11 protein-coding genes and 1 pseudogene are annotated in these 16,615 nt (G+C 69.9%); 6 read left to right on the top strand and 6 right to left on the bottom strand.

From position 1 onward, the window contains the following. Window position 1 precedes the first annotated feature (1 nt). Both ACFSL4_RS27640 and ACFSL4_RS27635 read right to left on the bottom strand, forming a co-directional pair. On the bottom strand, window positions 2-217 hold the full coding sequence (locus tag ACFSL4_RS27640) for a DUF397 domain-containing protein (protein ID WP_381088467.1): 216 nt from the start codon (window positions 215-217) through the stop codon (window positions 2-4). Further along, entirely contained in the window at window positions 210-1,004 is a 795-nt protein-coding gene (locus tag ACFSL4_RS27635; protein ID WP_381088464.1) for a helix-turn-helix domain-containing protein, read from the bottom strand. Before ACFSL4_RS27635 ends, ACFSL4_RS27640 begins: the two co-directional genes overlap by 8 nt. A 470-nt stretch (window positions 1,005-1,474) precedes the next feature. On the opposite strand from ACFSL4_RS27635, the pseudogene ACFSL4_RS27630 reads away from it, so the two are divergent. Continuing rightward, window positions 1,475-1,756: pseudogene (locus tag ACFSL4_RS27630) on the top strand (hypothetical protein); the annotation flags it as partial. Window positions 1,757-1,838: 82 nt separating this feature from the next. Here the strand turns inward: ACFSL4_RS27630 and ACFSL4_RS27625 are convergent. After that, a complete protein-coding gene (locus ACFSL4_RS27625) occupies window positions 1,839-3,458 on the bottom strand; it encodes an FG-GAP repeat protein (RefSeq protein ID WP_381088461.1) in 1,620 nt (539 codons plus the stop codon). A gap of 448 nt (window positions 3,459-3,906) precedes the next feature. Here ACFSL4_RS27625 and ACFSL4_RS27620 point away from each other — a divergent pair, with 448 nt between their 5' ends. Beyond that, a complete protein-coding gene (locus tag ACFSL4_RS27620; protein ID WP_381088458.1) occupies window positions 3,907-13,092 on the top strand; it encodes a DNRLRE domain-containing protein in 9,186 nt (3,061 codons plus the stop codon). A gap of 39 nt (window positions 13,093-13,131) precedes the next feature. Here the strand turns inward: ACFSL4_RS27620 and ACFSL4_RS27615 are convergent, their stop codons facing one another. After that, complete coding sequence (locus ACFSL4_RS27615; protein WP_381088455.1) at window positions 13,132-13,569, bottom strand: DUF5959 family protein; 438 nt, start codon at window positions 13,567-13,569, stop codon at window positions 13,132-13,134. Window positions 13,570-14,065: 496 nt separating this feature from the next. Between ACFSL4_RS27615 and ACFSL4_RS27610 the strand changes: the two genes are divergently transcribed. Further along, a complete protein-coding gene (locus ACFSL4_RS27610) occupies window positions 14,066-14,206 on the top strand; it encodes a hypothetical protein (protein WP_381088452.1) in 141 nt (46 codons plus the stop codon). A 3-nt stretch (window positions 14,207-14,209) separates the two neighbouring features. On the opposite strand, the gene ACFSL4_RS27605 is transcribed toward ACFSL4_RS27610, so the two are convergent. Then, entirely contained in the window at window positions 14,210-14,434 is a 225-nt protein-coding gene (locus tag ACFSL4_RS27605; protein ID WP_381088450.1) for a DUF397 domain-containing protein, read from the bottom strand. Continuing rightward, window positions 14,418-15,212, bottom strand: a complete 795-nt coding sequence (locus tag ACFSL4_RS27600) for a helix-turn-helix domain-containing protein (RefSeq protein WP_381088448.1) — start codon at window positions 15,210-15,212, stop codon at window positions 14,418-14,420. Before ACFSL4_RS27600 ends, ACFSL4_RS27605 begins: the two co-directional genes overlap by 17 nt. 162 nt (window positions 15,213-15,374) lie before the next feature. Here ACFSL4_RS27600 and ACFSL4_RS27595 point away from each other — a divergent pair, with 162 nt between their 5' ends. From ACFSL4_RS27595 to ACFSL4_RS27585, 3 genes are all read left to right on the top strand, one after another. Then, on the top strand, window positions 15,375-15,689 hold the full coding sequence (locus ACFSL4_RS27595; RefSeq protein ID WP_381088445.1) for a hypothetical protein: 315 nt from the start codon (window positions 15,375-15,377) through the stop codon (window positions 15,687-15,689). Beyond that, on the top strand, window positions 15,686-16,012 hold the full coding sequence (locus ACFSL4_RS27590) for a hypothetical protein (RefSeq protein WP_381088442.1): 327 nt from the start codon (window positions 15,686-15,688) through the stop codon (window positions 16,010-16,012). Before ACFSL4_RS27595 ends, ACFSL4_RS27590 begins: the two co-directional genes overlap by 4 nt. Before the next feature lie 295 nt (window positions 16,013-16,307). Next, entirely contained in the window at window positions 16,308-16,592 is a 285-nt protein-coding gene (locus ACFSL4_RS27585) for an RHS repeat-associated core domain-containing protein (protein ID WP_381088439.1), read from the top strand. The last annotated feature ends 23 nt before the right edge of the window (window positions 16,593-16,615 follow it).

The raw sequence follows: 16,615 nt of genomic DNA, 5'->3' as shown, positions 1-16,615 counted from the left end.
GCTACCGGGTGCCGTCCTTCACGGCCGCGACGAACGACGCCCAACCGGCCGCCGAGAAGACGAGCGCGGGGCCGTGCGGGACTTTGGAGTCCCGTACGGGGACGCCCGACGGGTACCCATCGAGGACTTCCAGACAACTGCCGCCGTTCGGATCGCTGTAGGACGACTTGCGCCAGCCGCTCAGCACGGCAGTGTTCGGGATGGCTCGGTCAGTCATGATGTCCGTAGTCCTCCGCAGTGGCTCTCAGCAGGGCCAGTGACTCCTTGAGCGGCAGCGCGTCGCTGAGCGCGAGATCGTATCGGGTCTGCAACTCGCGGACCACGGTTGGGGAATCGTGCAACTTCCCCATCCGCAGGCCCTCACCGTATGCCAGAGGCGGCTGGTCCTCGAACCACATCAGGGTGAGCATGCTTTCCATCAGCGGATGAAGGCCCAATCCAAACGGCATCACGTGTACGCGGATACGTCCAGTCTCGGCGAGACGGACGACGTGCATGATCTGCTCGGCCATGATGTCCCGGCTGGCCACGGGACGTCGCAGCACGGTCTCGTCCAGCAGCGCCCACACCACGGGCGTCACCGGATCTCCGAGAATCTTCGCTCGCTCAAGGCGTGTGACCACTCGCCTGTCACGCTCCTCCTCACTCACCGGAGGGAACGCCGAACCCAGAACAGCACGTGCGTACTTCTCCGTCTGGAGGATGCCCGGGAAGTACGCCAGGGCGAACTCGCGGATCATCACCGCCTGTTGTTCGAGAACGCGCACCGCCTCGAAGTAGTCGGCGACGGCCGCATCGTCCTGCGGCAGGAAACTGCTCAGCACGTTCCCCGTGTTCAAGGCGGCATCCAGGCGCCGTGCGTCCTCCTTGGACGGGATGCGGCGGCCCGCCTCGATGTGGGCGATGTGCGAACGCGTCATGATCGCCATGTCCGCCAGTTGCTGCTGTGTCAGCCCGGCCGTCTCCCGCTGTTCCTTGAGCCAGTCGCCGTAGATGCTGCCCACCGCGTCAACTCCTCTGTGACCAGTGCTTCGTCACCCGTTGCCCCCTGGCGAGCCTAGCCCCGTCCGTCTCACGCTGTGAGTGGATCGCTACAGAAAGCGAGACCCCCGCGACCGTGCGACCGGTCCGGGGGCATGGCCACCAACTACAGCGGAGTTGACGACATGAGTCACCGTATCGCCCGCTTCTTCGAGCCGCTGCTGCGGCTGCTGCTTCCGTCGGCGGGGCGCCACCGCCTCGTTACCGCCCCTGCGGAACCTGGGCCGCCCACCTCGCCGACCGCGGGTCGGGCCGTTCGTAGCGCATCCCCTCCCCTGCGGGGCGAGGACAACGCTCTGGTTCGCCCTTACCTCCTCGCCCACGAGCAGCACCGCGAGGCACCGCGGCGGCGGGCTCGGCGGCGTGTGCTGTGGCTCGCGGTTCAGGGCGTGGACCTCGGGCCTGGCGCGATCCGCAACCTGGGAGTGGCGCGATGACGGACCGGACCCACGGCGCGCGCCTGCTGCCCTGGGCGGGCCCGGACGGCAAGCGCTGCTACCTGGTGACGGACGGAACCGGCTACCTTTCGCGCCTGGCCGACGACATCGAGTCGGTGCAGCTCGGCATGGCGGCCGAGCTCCTGGGACACGCCGCGGACATGCTGGCCGACCGCCGGGTGACGACCGGGCAACTCCGTTACCTGCTGGCGAGGATGAGCGAGGCGCTCACCGATGTGCACCGCATCGCCGAGAGCCGTGGCGCCCGCCTTCCCGCGACCGACGGGGCCCACCTTGGAACGGGCAGCAACTTGAGCAGGAGCACACGGCCGTCACATGGTACGTGCGGCGCAACTCCGCTCAGTGGGCCAGTGCGATGCCGAAGGCGTCGCCGTCGGCGCCCGCTGCCCCGCCGAGGTCGGACTGCGCGTACGCGGTGGCGGACTCCAGGGTGCCGGGCTTGACCTTGAGGACGGTGACGGTGCCGGCCGCGTTGCCGGGGGCGCCGATGAGGGGCTCGACGCGGCCGTTGCCGTCGGTGTCCAGGGCGCCGACGGTCCAGCCGAAGTGGTCGGCCACGGCGACGGTCCCGGGTACTCCCGTGGTGTCCTGGTCGATCCACAGCGCGCCCTTGGTGGTGATGCCGCCGGTGGCGTTGCCGAAGAGGATCATCGAGGCGCCGGAGCCGGTGGCGGAGCCGATGGCCTCGCTGCGCATGCCGATGACGAGGTCGTCCACGCCGTCGCCGTCGAAGTCGCCCGTGGCGAGGGAGGAGGCAAAGTAGTCCTCGGTCTCGGGGGAGCCGGAGATGCCGGGTGAGTCCTGGTCGAAGAGTTTGACGCGGCTGGCGGCGGACAGGCCCTGCGCGCTGCCGTAGAAGACGGCGAACCGCCCGGCGGCGCCCTTGGTGCCGACCTCCTGGTCGGAGACGCCGACGGCGACGTCCGCGTACGTGTCGTCGTTGAAGTGGCCGACGGCCAGTGCGCTGCCCGCGAACTCGCCGATGCCGGTGACGTTGCCGGCGTCGATGTAGCTGCCGGCGGCCGGGGCGCCGTTCTCGATGGGCCCGTAGAGGATGTGCAGCGAGCCGCGGTCCGAACTGCCGGAGATCTGTTCGCCGATGGTGGCGGAGATCAGGTCGCCGACGCCGTCGCCGTCGACGTCCGCGATGGCGAGCTGCTCGCCGAAGCGGTCCTCGGCCTCCGGGACGCCGGGGACGTTGGCCGTGTTCTGGTCGATCTGGATGGTGTCGGCGGCGTTGAGGCCGGTGGACGTGCCGAACATCAGCTTGATGGTACCGGCGTTGGACCGGCCGCCCGCGTTGTCGAGGGGCTGGCCGATGGCGAGGTCGCAGTAGCCGTCGCCGTTGACATCCCCGGCGGCCAGGGAGTAGGCGAAGACCTCGTCCCAGGCGACGGTGCCGGGGTAGCCGGCGGTGTCCTCGGTGAAGGCCTCGGTCGTCGAGCCGTTGATCCCGCTCGAGCCGCCGTAGTGCACGGTGAGCATGCCCGCGCCCTGGGTGGTGTCGATGGCCTCCAGCGGTGAGGAGACCGCCAGGTCGGCGTAGCCGTTGCTGTCGAAGTCGCAGCTGGCCACCGACTGCCCGAAGCTGTCGTCGTCCTCGGCGGACCCGGGGACGCCTGTGGAGTCCTGGTTGACGAGGAGCGAGGTGCCGGCCGGGCCGGTGGAGGTGCCGTTGGCGACGAGGACCGACCCGGCGCGCGGGTGGCCGTTGACCGTGTCGCCGGGTATGCCGATGGTGAGGTCGGGGTAGCCGTCGCCGTTGAAGTCGTACGGCTTGGCGGCGGTGGAGCCGGCGGTGAGAACGACGGCGGTGACCACGCCCGTGCAGGCGAGCAGGGCGGCCAGCACCTGCCAGGTCTTGGGCCGGTACCTGCGGCGCGCCGGGCTTGCGGCGCCGTCGTCGGCCACCTCGTCGGCCTGGTCCAGGGTCTTGCTCCCGTCCTCGTTCTCGGCCATGACCGTCCCTCACTCATCCGCTCCCAGGCGGCCGTTGCGTTGCGTTCCGGCGCAGCGCCGAGGGGCACCGCCGCGATGGCCGCGGGTCGCATACCGCGACCGGGGCGCAGAGTATCCCCGGGCCGATCTCGACTTGATCACGGCCGCCGATGGGTGCCGGGGCATCAGGGAGCGGCGCGCCTCGCTTCAAGTCATCAGCAATACCGGCGAGTTGGAGTGATTGAGGCAGAGTGCCCCAGCTGCCAAAAGTGAGATGTTCGTGTGATCTTGTTATGAATCTGTTGTGGTGATCGGACTTTCGTGGCGGTACTGATCATTTAACGTGTACGCCGCCCGGGTGTGCCCGCCGTTGAGCAACGGTTCGCCCGCCATGCCAGCTTCCGGCCGGTCGTCCGCACACGTGTGTCCGCGTGGGCGGGCGATCGGCCTTGTGGTTTGAAGGAGTTCCGTGGCCAGCAACCCTCGCCGGCGTTCGCTCGTGGGTCTTCGGCGTCGTGGCGCCGGGCGCGTGCGGCGTCCCGCGCGTGCCGCCGCTCTGACATCCGGCAGTGTGCTGCTGGCGCTGTGTACGACCCTGCTGCCCGCTCCCGCGCTGACGCCGTTCGCCCAGGCCGCCGCGCCTTGGGCCGACACGAAGTCGCCCGAGCAGCGCACCGGTACCGCGGCGGGCAGGAAGCACGAGGTCGGCGCGGCGCGGACCGATGCCACCGGCCGCAACAAGCTCGACCCCGGCGAGCTGAAGGCGGGCAAGCACGCCCTGCCGTTGTACGACTCCGGCACCGGCTTCACCCCCGTGGAGCCGGAGCTGAAGAACGCGGAACTGAGTCCGAGCACCACGGGCGGCGACCGGAACGGTCCGAGCCGATACGACCCCGAGCGCAGCGTCGAGCTCCTGGGCGAACGCAGCACGACGTCCAAGGAGTTCCGCAACCCGGACGGCACCCGCACCACGCACTTCTACACCGAGCCGGTGCACTATCGGGACACCTCCGGCGCCTGGCGCGAGATCGACACCTCGCTGGTCCCGGCCGGGCAGGCCAAGGGCGCGCCGCCAGCGGTGACGGCCGAAGGTGACCGGCTGGCCGCCGCCTCCGATGACACCGGCCTGTCACTCGCCCCGCGCGGCGACGACACTCAACTGGCCTCGCTGACCGTCGACCACGGCCGGCACCGCGTCGGCTTCCGCCTCACCGGGGCGTCCGGCGCCGCGGTGAAGGTGCACGGCGACACCGCCCGCTACCCGGACATCCGGCGCGACGCCGACCTGACGCTCGAAGCGGTCCATGGCAGCGTCAAGGAGACCATCGTCCTGAACTCGGCGGACGCGCCGCGCGAGTGGACGTTCCCGCTCGACCTCGGGGGGCTCACCCCGTCACTCGGCGCACACGGCGCGGTCCTGCTGAAGGACGCCGTGGGTACGGTCCAGGCCGTCATCCCCAAGGGATGGATGGAGGACTCCTCCCGTGATCCGAAGACCGGCGGCCCGGCCCTCTCCGGCGGCGTCGACTACCGCCTGGTCGAGCGTGACGGCCGTTGGTCGCTGAGGGTCGAACTGGACGACGCCTGGCTGGACTCGCCCGGCCGGAAGTTCCCGGTGCGGGTCGACCCGAGCGTCGCCGACGTCGACACCAACGGAGACTCCTTCGTCCAGAACACCTGGCCGGACAGCAACTTCGCCGGTGACGACGAGCTGAAGATCGGCAGCTACGACGCCGGCACCAACAAGGCCATCAGCTACATGCGGTTCGACAACGTCGGCAGCCAGCTGAAGAACCGTTACATCCTCAACGCCGACCTCGGCCTGTACAACGTCTGGTCGTCCAGCTGCACCGCCCAGCAGATGACGGTCCGCCAGGTCACCGGCTCGTGGACATCCACCACGGTCACCTGGAACAACCGGCCGCCGAGCTACAACAACCTGATCGCCGCCGACTCCTTCGCCTACGGCACCGGCTGCACCAGCGGCGCCAAGTGGCGCGTCATCGACCTGGGTCAGACGGGCACCGACCTGGTCGAGAACTGGGTCAACGGCTCGGTCGCCAACTACGGCCTCGCCATCTGGGCCGACTTCACCACCTCCGGTCCCTGGAAGCGGTTCGGGAGCGCCAACTCCGCCAACAAGCCATACCTGGCGGTCACGCACAGCGGCTACGGCGCGCAGTACACGGTCGGTTCGCAGACCGCCCCGCTGACCGGCGGCCAGAGCGGCGAGGTGACGGTCAACGTCAAGAACCTCGGCGACTTCACCTGGGAGCCGCTCGGCTGGAACGAGGTGCGCCTGGGCGCCCGGGTGCGCGACTACAGCACCGGCGCACTGATGAGCCAGGAGGCTTTCACCCGTCTCAACGAGCGCCTCACCCCCGGCGACGATGCCACCCTCAACGCCCGCATACCCCCGCTGTCACCCGGCACATACAAGATCAATTTCGATGTGCAGCGGTTGCGGGACCAGAAGTGGTTCTCCAGCGAGTCCGTGCCCGTCGCCACGGTCACCATGACCTCGCAGGACGTCGGTCCGCGCATCACGGACGTCTACCCGCACCCGGGCGGCCAGGTCGGCAGCCTGACCCCGGCGCTGTACATGTCCGCCGAGTCCATCGACGACTACCCGGCGGGCGCCGCCCTCGACTACTACTTCGAGGTCTGCGAAGGCACCGCCGACGCGCCCGTGAACTGCGTGAACTCCGGCTGGCTGACCAAGCGCACCTGGAACGTCCCCGCGAACAAGCTCACCTGGGGCAAGCAGTACATCTGGCGGGTCAAGGCGCGTGAGAACGGCCTGGCGACCCCGCTCAGCCCCTTCTACACCTTCACCACCGCGGTCGAGCAGCCCGCCATCACCTCCCACCTGGGCGGTCAGGGCGTGGACGGTTCCGGGCGCGAGGTCGACCCCGGCATCGGCAACTACACCACCACCGCCACCGACGCGCAGGTCGCCACGGCCGGCCCCGGCCTGACCGTCACGCGCACCTACAACAGCCGCGACCCGCGCACCGACAACGCCTTCGGCGCCGGCTGGACCACCCGCTACGACATGCGGATCGAGCCGGACGACGACGGCACCGGCAATGTGGTGGCCACCCTGCCGTCGGGCCGCCAGGTCCGCTTCGGCAGGAACCCCGACGGCACCTACGCACCCCCGTACGGCAGCTTCTCCACCCTCACCGCCGTCACCGGCGGAGGCTGGAAGCTGACCGACAAGGAGCAGACGACCTACGTCTTCGACGCCGACGGCCGGATCACCTCCGTCACCGACTTCCGGGGCCGCGTCCAGACCCTGGCCTACGACGCCACCTCCGGCGACCTGACCACGGTCACCGCCACCGGCGGCCGCGCCCTGCACCTGACTTGGTCGGCAGGCCACGTCTCGACCGTCACCACGGACGCCCCCGAGACCGGTGCCAACCCGCTGACCTGGACGTACACCTACGACGGCGACAAGCTGACCTCGGTCTGCGGTCCGGAGGACTCCCTCGGCACCTGCACCGCGTACACCTACGGCGCCGGCTCGCACTACCGCACCGTCGTCCGGGACGCCGGCCCGTTCTCCTACTGGCGCCTGGGCGAGACGGACGGCGCCACCGACGCGGCCAGCGACCTGCCGCTCGACCGCGACGACCACGCCGGCGGCTACCGCGACGTCCAGCTCGGCTCCGCGGGTGCCCTGGCGGGCAGCATGGACACGGCGGCGACGTTCGACGGGACTACGTCGTACCTCGAACTGCCCGACCAACTGCTGACCGACAGTCCGTTCCTCACCGTCGAGATGTGGTTCAGAACGACCGTCCCCGGGGTCCTGGCCACGCTGCAGAACGCCACTGTGGGAACCCAGCCGTCCCAGTACAGCCCGTTCTTGAACGTGGATGCGGACGGCAGACTGCGCGGCCAGTTCTACACGTCCGACTACGCGGGCACGCAGCCCATCGTGTCCGCCCAGTCCGTCACGGACGGCGCCTGGCATCACATCGCCCTGACCGGGGCGGGCAACACCCAGACGCTGTACTTGGACGGCGCCGCAGTCGGCAGTCTCGCCGGAGAGATCGTCATGCGGGACGGCCAGTACGCGTTCCTCGGCGCGGGCTGGGGCAACCAGGGGTGGATGGGCGTCGCCTCAGGCACCCACTACTTCGCCGGTGACATCGACGAGGTGGCCGTCTACGCCCGGCCGCTGGGCGCCCGGACCATCGCCGAGCACCACGCAGCCGGCACCGCCGCGCAGCAGCTCACCAAGGTGACCCTGCCCAGCGGACGCGCGCACGCCGAAGTCGACTACGACACGGTGCGCGACCGGGTCTCCTCCTACACCGACGCCGACGGCGGCACCTACCAGCTCTCCGCGCACCAGCTGACGGGCACGCAGGACCAGCCCGCCGGCGATGGCCAGCCGGCGGTGGCCGGGCGGCCGACGCTCACCGTGACGGTCACCGACCCGGACAACCGGCGGTCGAACTGGACCTACGACCCGCTCCAGGGCAACCGGCTGGTCGGCCAGACCGACGCGCTGGGCAACACCTCCGGCTACGCCTACGACACCGGTGGCTACCTGGCGGCCACCACCGGCCCCGACGGCACGGTGACCCGCCTGGGCAACGACACACGCGGCAACAAGGTCTCCCAGACCACCTGCCGCGACGCCGCCGACAGCAGCACCTGCCACACCTCGTACTACGACTACTACCTGAATGCGGCCGACCCGCTCGACCCGCGCAACGACCAGCTGACCGCCGTGCGTGACGCCCGCTCGTCCAGCGCGAGCGACGACGCCTACAAGACGACGTACGCCTACGACACGTACGGCGACCGGACCTCCACCACGACCCCGGCCACCGCGGACTTCCCCTCGGGCCGCACGGTCAGCCACACCTACACCGACGGCACCGAGGCAGCGGTCGGCGGCGGCACGGTCCCGGCGGGGCTGCCGGCCACCACCGTCGACGCGCGCGGCGGGGTGACGACCCGCCGGTACACCACGGCCGGCGACCTGGCCCAGGTCACCGACCCGGCGGGCGTGGTCACCGGGTACACCTACGACGCACTGGGCCGCGAGACCGGCGACAAGCTCATCTCGGACGCGTATCCAGACGGCGTCACCACGAGCACCGCCTACGACGGCGAGTCCCGCCCGGTCACGGTCACCGGCCCGGTCACCACCAACCGGATCACCGGCATCCAGCACCAGGCGAAGACCACATACACCTACGACCCGGACGGCAACACGCTGACGGAGTCGGTGGCCGATGTGGTGGGCGGCGACGCCACCCGCACCACCCTGCGTGGCTACGACACGCACGGCCGCCTGGCCGCCCTCACCGACGCCGAGGGTGGGATCGAGAACTACACCTACGACGTCTACGGCAACCAGGTCACCCGCAGCAGGACGGGTTCGTACACCTACCGCTACACGTACACGGCCCTCGGCAAGCTCGCCACGGCCACGTTGGCGGACTACACCGGCGACCCGAACAACCCGTCCCCCGCCCAGGACGTGGTGCTGGACTCCTACGCGTACGACCCGGCGGGCCGCTTGGCCGAGCACACCGACGCGATGGGCCGCACCACCCGCTCCACCTACTACGACGACGGCCTGCGGGCGCAGCAGATCCTGGTCGGCTTCCACAACCCCGACGGCACCACGCGCGACTTGGTCCTCAGCGACCGCACCTATGACCCGGCCGGGCACCTGGCCGGTGAGACCACCGGCAACGGCAAGGTCACCACCGCCTACGAGACCGACGCCGCGGGCCGCACCACGGCGACCGTCCTGGACCCGGTCGGCCTGGCACGCCGCACCGCCTACACCTACGACGCGGGCGACGCGGTGCTCACCGCGATCCGTACCGGCGCGGGCGGCACCCGCACCGAGAAGGTCACCTACCAGCGCGACACCATCGGCGCGATCATCCGTGCGACGGTCGAGAACGGCACCGACGACCTGGTCACCACACGCACCGTCTCCGACCTCGGCCAGACCCTGACCGAGACCTCACCGCGCGGCAACGCGACGGGCGCCGACCCGGCCGCGTACACGAGCGACTACACCTACGACGAGCTCGGCCGCCTGGTCGAGACCCAGTCCCCGCCCGTCACGGTCGAGGCCGAGGGCCAGACCGCGGCCACCGCCCGCCCGACCGCCACCGCCGGCTACAACACCTTCGACGACCTCACGGACGTCCGGGACCCGAACGGCGACGTCACGCACACCGCGTACGACCGCCTGGGCCGTACCACCAGCACCACGCTGCCCGACTACACCCCGCCGGGTGCCACCATCCCGCTGACGTCCCAGGTCACCCAGACCTACGACACCCAGGGCAACCTGGCGAGCGAGACCGACGCGCTCGGCAACACCACCACCTACACCCACGACCAGCTCGGCAACCTGGCCAAGGCCACGCAGCCGGCCCCGGCGTCGGGCGCGCCGGCCCCGGTGTCGACCTTCACCTACGACCTGCTGGGCGAGCAGCTGTCGGCCACCGGTCCCACGGGCGCCCGCACCGAGGCCACCTACGACGACCTGGGCCGCCAGGTCTCGGCCACCGAGATCGAGCGGTATCCGGCGCAGGGCGCGTTCACGACGACGCTGGCCTACGACGACGCCGGCAACCCGCTGTCGACGTCGAGCCCGACCGGTCTGACCACCTCCAGCACCTACACCCCGGCGGGCGACCCGCTCACGGTCACCGACACCGCGGGCGGTGTGACGACGTATACCTACGGCCCGACGGGCCTGCCGGCGTCGGTGACGGCCCCGCAGGGCCGCACCACCCGCACCACGTTCGACCTGGCGGGCCGGGCCGTACAGGTCGCGGACGAGGACTCCACGGGCACTGTCGTGCGCTCCAGGTCCTCCTCCTACGACGAGGACGGCAACCCGGTCGCGGTGACGGACGCGCTGGACCACACGGTCACGCAGTCGTTCGACGCGCTCGGCCGCCTGACCCGGCTGGTGGAACCGGTCGACGCGTCGACGTCGATCACGACGACGTACGGCTACGACGCAGCGGGCAACCGCACCCGCCTGACCGACGGCCGCTCCCTGATCACCTGGTACACGTTCACCAGCCACGGCATGCCGGAGTCGGTGGTGGAGCCGTCCACCACGGCCTACCCGAACGCCGCGGACCGCACCTGGACGATGGTGTACGACAAGGCCGACCAGCCGGTGCAGGAGCTGAAGCCGGGTGGCGTGGGCGTGCAGCGCACGTTCGACGCGCTGGGCCGCCTCACCGGGGTGACGGGCTCGGGTGCGGAGGCGTCGACCACGGCCGACACCTTCGGCTACGACGAGGCCGATCGCCTGACCTCGGCGAGCGCGCCGGGTGGCACGGACACCTTCGCCTACGACGACCGCGGCGACCTGCTGTCCTCCGGCGGCCCGGCGGGCACCGCGACCTTCTCGTACGACGAGGAGGGCCGGCTGACCGCCCGCACGGACGCGGCGGGCCAGGCCACCTTCGCCTACGACGGTGCGGGCCGGCTGGCCTCGGCGGCGGACCCGCTGACGCAGACGACGCAGACGTACGGCTACGACACGGCCTCCCGTCTGTCCTCGATCGCCTACGGCTCCACGGGCGCGACCCGCACCCTGGGCCACGACGTCCTGGACCGCCTGACCTCGGATGTTCTGAAGGCGCCGGGCGGTACGAGTACGGCGTCGGTGGCCTACGGCTACGACGCGGCCTCCCACCTGACGTCCAAGACGTCGACGGGGACGGCGGGTTCGGGCGGCCAGTCCTACGGCTACGACTGGGCGGGCCGCCTGACGAGCTGGACCGGTGTGGGTGGCACGGTCACCGCCTACACGTGGGACGCGGCGGGCAACCGCACCAGCGCGGGCGGAGTGACGGCGACCTACGACGAGCGCAACCGTCTGCTCTCCTCCGGCGCGACGACGTACACGTACTCGGCGCGCGGCACCCGCACGGGCACTACGGATGCGGGCGGTTCGCACTCGGCGGCGTTCGATGCGCTGGAGCGGATGGCGTCGGCGGACGGCACCGTGTACGCCTACGACGCGCTGGGCCGCCTGGTGAAGCGGGGCACGGCATCGCTGACGTACGCCGGCCAGTCGAACAACCTGGTGGCGGGCGGCGGCCGGTTGATCGCCCGGGGCCCGTCCGGCGGCGCTCTGTCCACGGCGAACGCGGACGGCACGGGCGCGGCCTCGGTCCTGGCGGATCTGCTGCACGGCGATGTGACGGGTTCGTTCGACCCGGCCACGGGCACGCTGGACGCATCCACCGGCTACGACCCGTTCGGCCAGGTCACGGCCCGGTCCGGCACGCAGGGTGCGCTGGGCTACCAGGGCGGCTACACCGACCCGGACACCGGTCAGGTGGACATGGCCGCCCGCTGGTACGACCCGGCCACCGGCGGCTTCTCCTCCCGCGACACGTGGACGCTGAACCCGGTCCCGTCGATCAACGCCAACCGGTACGGCTACGGCAACGGCGACCCGCTGACGACCACCGACCCCAGCGGGCACTTCAGCCTCAAAGATCTCGAAAGGACCGTGGAGAGGACGGTCAGGCACGTCAATACCTCCACTGTCAAGCGGGGCCTGTGGTCGGCCGGACGCTGGGTGGTCAAGCACCCGGGCAAGGTGCTGCGCTTCACCGGGAGGAAGCTGCTCGGCCCGGTCGGCTGGGCCATGGACGGCTACGACCTGTACAAGCAGCTGACGAACAAGCCCAAGACCCGCTGGGGCCAGGTCACACACCCCAACAAGAACCCCGGCCGTGACTCGGGGACCGCCCCCGGTCCTGGCCGCGGTCCTGGCGGTGGCGGTGGCGCTGGCGGTGGCGGCAGCGGGACCGGTGTCGGCGGCGGCGGGGGCTGCGCCCGGGGTTGCAGCGTCAGTTACAAGAATCCGCACCACGCGAAGAAACTTCCCCCGCCCCCGCCGGACTGGCCAAAGATCATCGCGGACATCCTGTCCACACCGCAAGCCCGGCCCACCAACAAAGGCCAGGTGGACGACGAGTACCAGAAGTTCGTCGACGACTCCTTCGAGCGGGCGCAGAAGGACCTGGAGTTGTCGGAAGAGAAGCTGCGCGGCTACTTCAAGATGTTCCCGCGTCCGGAGGAGGGCTCGTCCTACCGGGAGGAGTTCGCTCAGTTCGTCGAGAGCTGGGAGGACCAAGAGGAGAACTGCACGTCGAACAACACGAGCTGGATCTACTACCATCCGCTCGACAACCTGAATCGGGCCACGGGCGCTGTCGGGTGCCTGCAGCAGGACGCCATCAAGTTGACGGGACGGGGCGCCCGGCCTGACGACAAGGACACCGACCTCGTCGGCAGTGACACCCGTCGCGATGGCAAGCACGACCCGGTGGGTTACACGAAGGGCAAGGGACTCGCCAGAGGCCACCTGATCGGTCGGCAGCTCGGCGGCAGCGGGACGGAGATGCGCAATCTCGTACCCCAGTACACCATCCCGAACTCCGTTATTCAGAAGAACTTTGAGGATGGCATTGCCGGACACATCAGCGGCGGCGAACGGATCTACTACCTCGCTGTTCCTCAATACGACGGCGATTCACTGATCCCGTACGAGACCAGGCTGTACGCGATCGGGAACGGGGGCACAGACGAGTCGATCGTCGTGAAGAACACCCCGACGGGGACGTAGCGGACTGGGGGAGGGGCGCTCGTGCTCCCTCCCCCCTCCTCACCGCACCAGGGGGAACCGGTTCCTGATCTCCGTGAGAAGTCGACGGTGACGGCCGATCCAGTCGGGCGGGGTCACGATGGGTACGGTGACGAAGACCTGCGAGCCGGTGACGTCGTAGACGCTGACCTCAGTGCACCCGCTCTCGCTTTCCTCGTCAGGAGCGACCATGACGCGGGGAGAACGGCCGCTCTCCAGCCAGGTTGCCTTGCGGCCGGCGTCCACGGAGTCCAGCACATCGGCCCAGCTGTCGAGGTCGTGAGCGTTGAGGTACAACTCGACGCGGCCACTGACGAATTCGGTGCTGACCAGGATCTCGGCACGGAGGGCGTCGTACCGGTCAGACCCGGAGAGACTCATCCCTTCAATGATGTGCAGGGTGATGCCCTGCTCCTCATCCGAGAGCTGAATCAACTCAGAGATGCTGGAATCGGGCATGGTGGTACTACCTCTTTCGATGCGATGGGCGCAGCCTTGGCACGCCACGATGCCATGAGCGAGCCCTTTGAGCACTGTCCGGCCCCCAGGGCTCCGTCGTTCTCGCGATCGGCCGGGAACGATCACGTGAGTCCGAGGGGTCGCCAGCGGCCGAGTCATGTCCCGCCCGTGATGGCGCAAGCTTTCGGTGATGTTGTCCCGCCCCGCCAGGCGGAGCGTACCGATGGCCAGGCTCCGCAGGGAGGCCATCGCCCGGGGTGCACTGCCGGTCCGCACGCGCGAGGCGAGCGTCCCGGTAGTCCGCCAGCAGTTGCTCCACCTGGCACTGGCCAGTGCTGTGCGGGATCAGCAGCACACCGACCGGCGAGCGGTCCGGTCGGCCGCTCGCCCTGTGGGAGCTGGCCGAGGCGGCGTGGAACGGACGCGCGGACAGCGGCCGACCGGGACGGCGACGGTGAGGGTATCGGCGAGGGCCGGGGATCGGGTGGAGATCCTCGTGCCGCGCCACGCCCCGCTGCGGACGCTGGTGAAGGACAAGTACGACGCCCAGGCCGCCATCTCCACCCCCATGGCGGACGCCACCCAGGACGACCTGTCCCAGGTGCGGTTCGGCACGGGGGCGGGTGCGGTGCGGTAGCGGCTACCGGGTGCCGTCCTTCACGGCCGCGACGAACGACGCCCAACCGGCCGCCGAGAAGACGAGCGCGGGGCCGTGGGGGACCTTGGAGTCCCGTACGGGGACGCCGCGGGCATGGCCATCGATGATCTCCAGGCAGCTGCCGGCTTCGGGGCCGCTGTACGTCGACCTGCGCCAGCCGTACAGCGAAGCGCCGTCCGGGATGGTGGGTTCAGTGACGGCGTCCATAGTCCTTCGCAATCGCCTTCAGCATGGCGAGCGACTCCTTCAACGACAGCGCGTCGCTCAGCGCCAAATGGTAGGCGCCCTGGAGTCGCGTGACTACGCCGGGGGAGTCGTGCACCTTGCCCACGTGGACACCTTCTGAGTACGCCAGCGGCGGCTGGTCCTCGAACCACATGAGCGTGAGCATGCCTTGAAGCAATTGGTACGCGCCGACGCCGAATGGCAGTACATGCACGCGCACCCGGTTGCTTTCCACCAGCTGGGCAAGGTGCGTGATCTGTTCGGCCATCACCTCCTGGCCACCCACGATGCGTCGTAGCACCGCTTCGTCCAGCAGCGCCCATACGACGGGTGTCACCGGGTCGTCGAGGATCTTGGCGCGCTCAAGGCGTGTGACGACGCGCCTGTCACGCTCCTCGTCACTCACCGGAGGGAACGACGTGCTCAGAACCGCACGCGCGTACCGTTCCGTCTGGAGGATGCCCGGGACGAAGGACAGCGCGAACTCCGCAATCCTCACGGTCTGTTGTTCGAGCGGCCGTACCACCTCGAAGTAGTCGGCGACGGCCGCATCGTCCTGCGGCAGGAAACTGCTCAGCACGTTCCCCGTGTTCAAGGCGGCATCCAGGCGCCGTGCGTCCTCCTTGGACGGGATGCGGCGGCCCGCCTCGATGTGGGCGATGTGCGAACGCGTCATGATCGCCATGTCCGCCAGTTGCTGCTGTGTCAGCCCGGCCGTCTCCCGCTGTTCCTTGAGCCAGTCGCCGTAGATGCTGCCCACCGCGTCAACTCCTCTGTGACCAGTGCTTCGTCACCCGTTGCCCCCTGGCGAGCCTAGCCCCGTCCGTCTCACGCTGTGAGTGGATCGCTACAGAAAGCGAGACCCCCGCGACCGTGCGACCGGTCCGGGGGCATGGCCACCAACTACAGCGGAGTTGACGACATGAGTCACCGTATCGCCCGCTTCTTCGAGCCGCTGCTGCGGTTCCTGCTTCCCTCCACGGGGCGCCACCGTCTCGTCGCGGGCCCGGCGGAATCGAGCCCCGCGGCACCGTCGACCGAGGGTCCGGCCGTTCACCGCCACGTATTCCGCCCGCTGTGCGGCGAGGACAACGCCCTGGTCCGCCCTTACCTCCTCGCCCACGAGCAGCACCGCGAGGCACCGCGGCGGCGGGCCCGGAGACGGGTGCTGCGGCTCGCGGTCCATGGCATCGACCTCGGGCCTGGCGCGATCCGCAACCTGGGAGTGGCGCGATGACGGACCGGACCCACGGCGCGCGCCTGCTGCCCTGGGCGGGCCCGGACGGCAAGCGCTGCTACCTGGTGACGGACGGAACCGGCTACCTTTCGCGCCTGGCCGACGACATCGAGTCGGTGCAGCTCGGCATGGCGGCCGAGCTCCTGGGACACGCCGCGGACATGCTGGCCGACCGCCGGGTGACGACCGGGCAACTCCGTTACCTGCTGGCGAGGATGAGCGAGGCGCTCACCGATGTGCACCGCATCGCCGAGAGCCGTGGCGCCCGCCTTCCCGCGACCGACGGGGCCCACCTTGGAACTGCTGGGGACGCAGTGCTGTGACCGCGAACGTTCGCCGGGCGGGTGTTCACGGCTCTTGAGCCGGTTGGCGGTCCACGTCGAGCCCATTGCCTCTTGACGCGATCGAGGTACTGGTCGGCGTAGGGCGGGCAGCAACTTGAGCAGGAGCACACGGCCGTCACATGGTACGTGCGGCGCAACTCCGCTCAGTGGGCCAGTGCGATGCCGAAGGCGTCGCCGTCGGCGCCCGCTGCCCCGCCGAGGTCGGACTGCGCGTACGCGGTGGCGGACTCCAGGGTGCCGGACTTGACAGGAGCTGAAGCCGGGTGGCGTGGGCGTGCAGCGCACGTTCGACGCGCTGGGCCGCCTCACCGAGGTGACGGGCTCGGGTGCGGAGGCCTCCCGCTGGTACGACCCGTCCACCGGCGGGTTCTCCTCCCGCGACACGTGGACGCTGAACCCGGTCCCGTCGATCAACGCCAACCGGTACGGCTACGGCAACGGCGACCCGCTGACCAACACCGACCCCAGCGGGCACTTCAGCCTCAAAGATCTCGAAAGGACCGTGGAGAGGACGGTCAGGCACGTCAACCTCATGTATTCAGCTGAACTCGTGAGCTGACGCCCCGATAGAAGAAGGGTGCC

Source organism: Streptomyces caeni (genome assembly GCF_042678285.1).
GTDB classification, from domain to species: Bacteria; Actinomycetota; Actinomycetes; order Streptomycetales; family Streptomycetaceae; genus Streptomyces; species Streptomyces caeni.
This window is presented reverse-complemented; position numbering and strand designations above follow the sequence as displayed.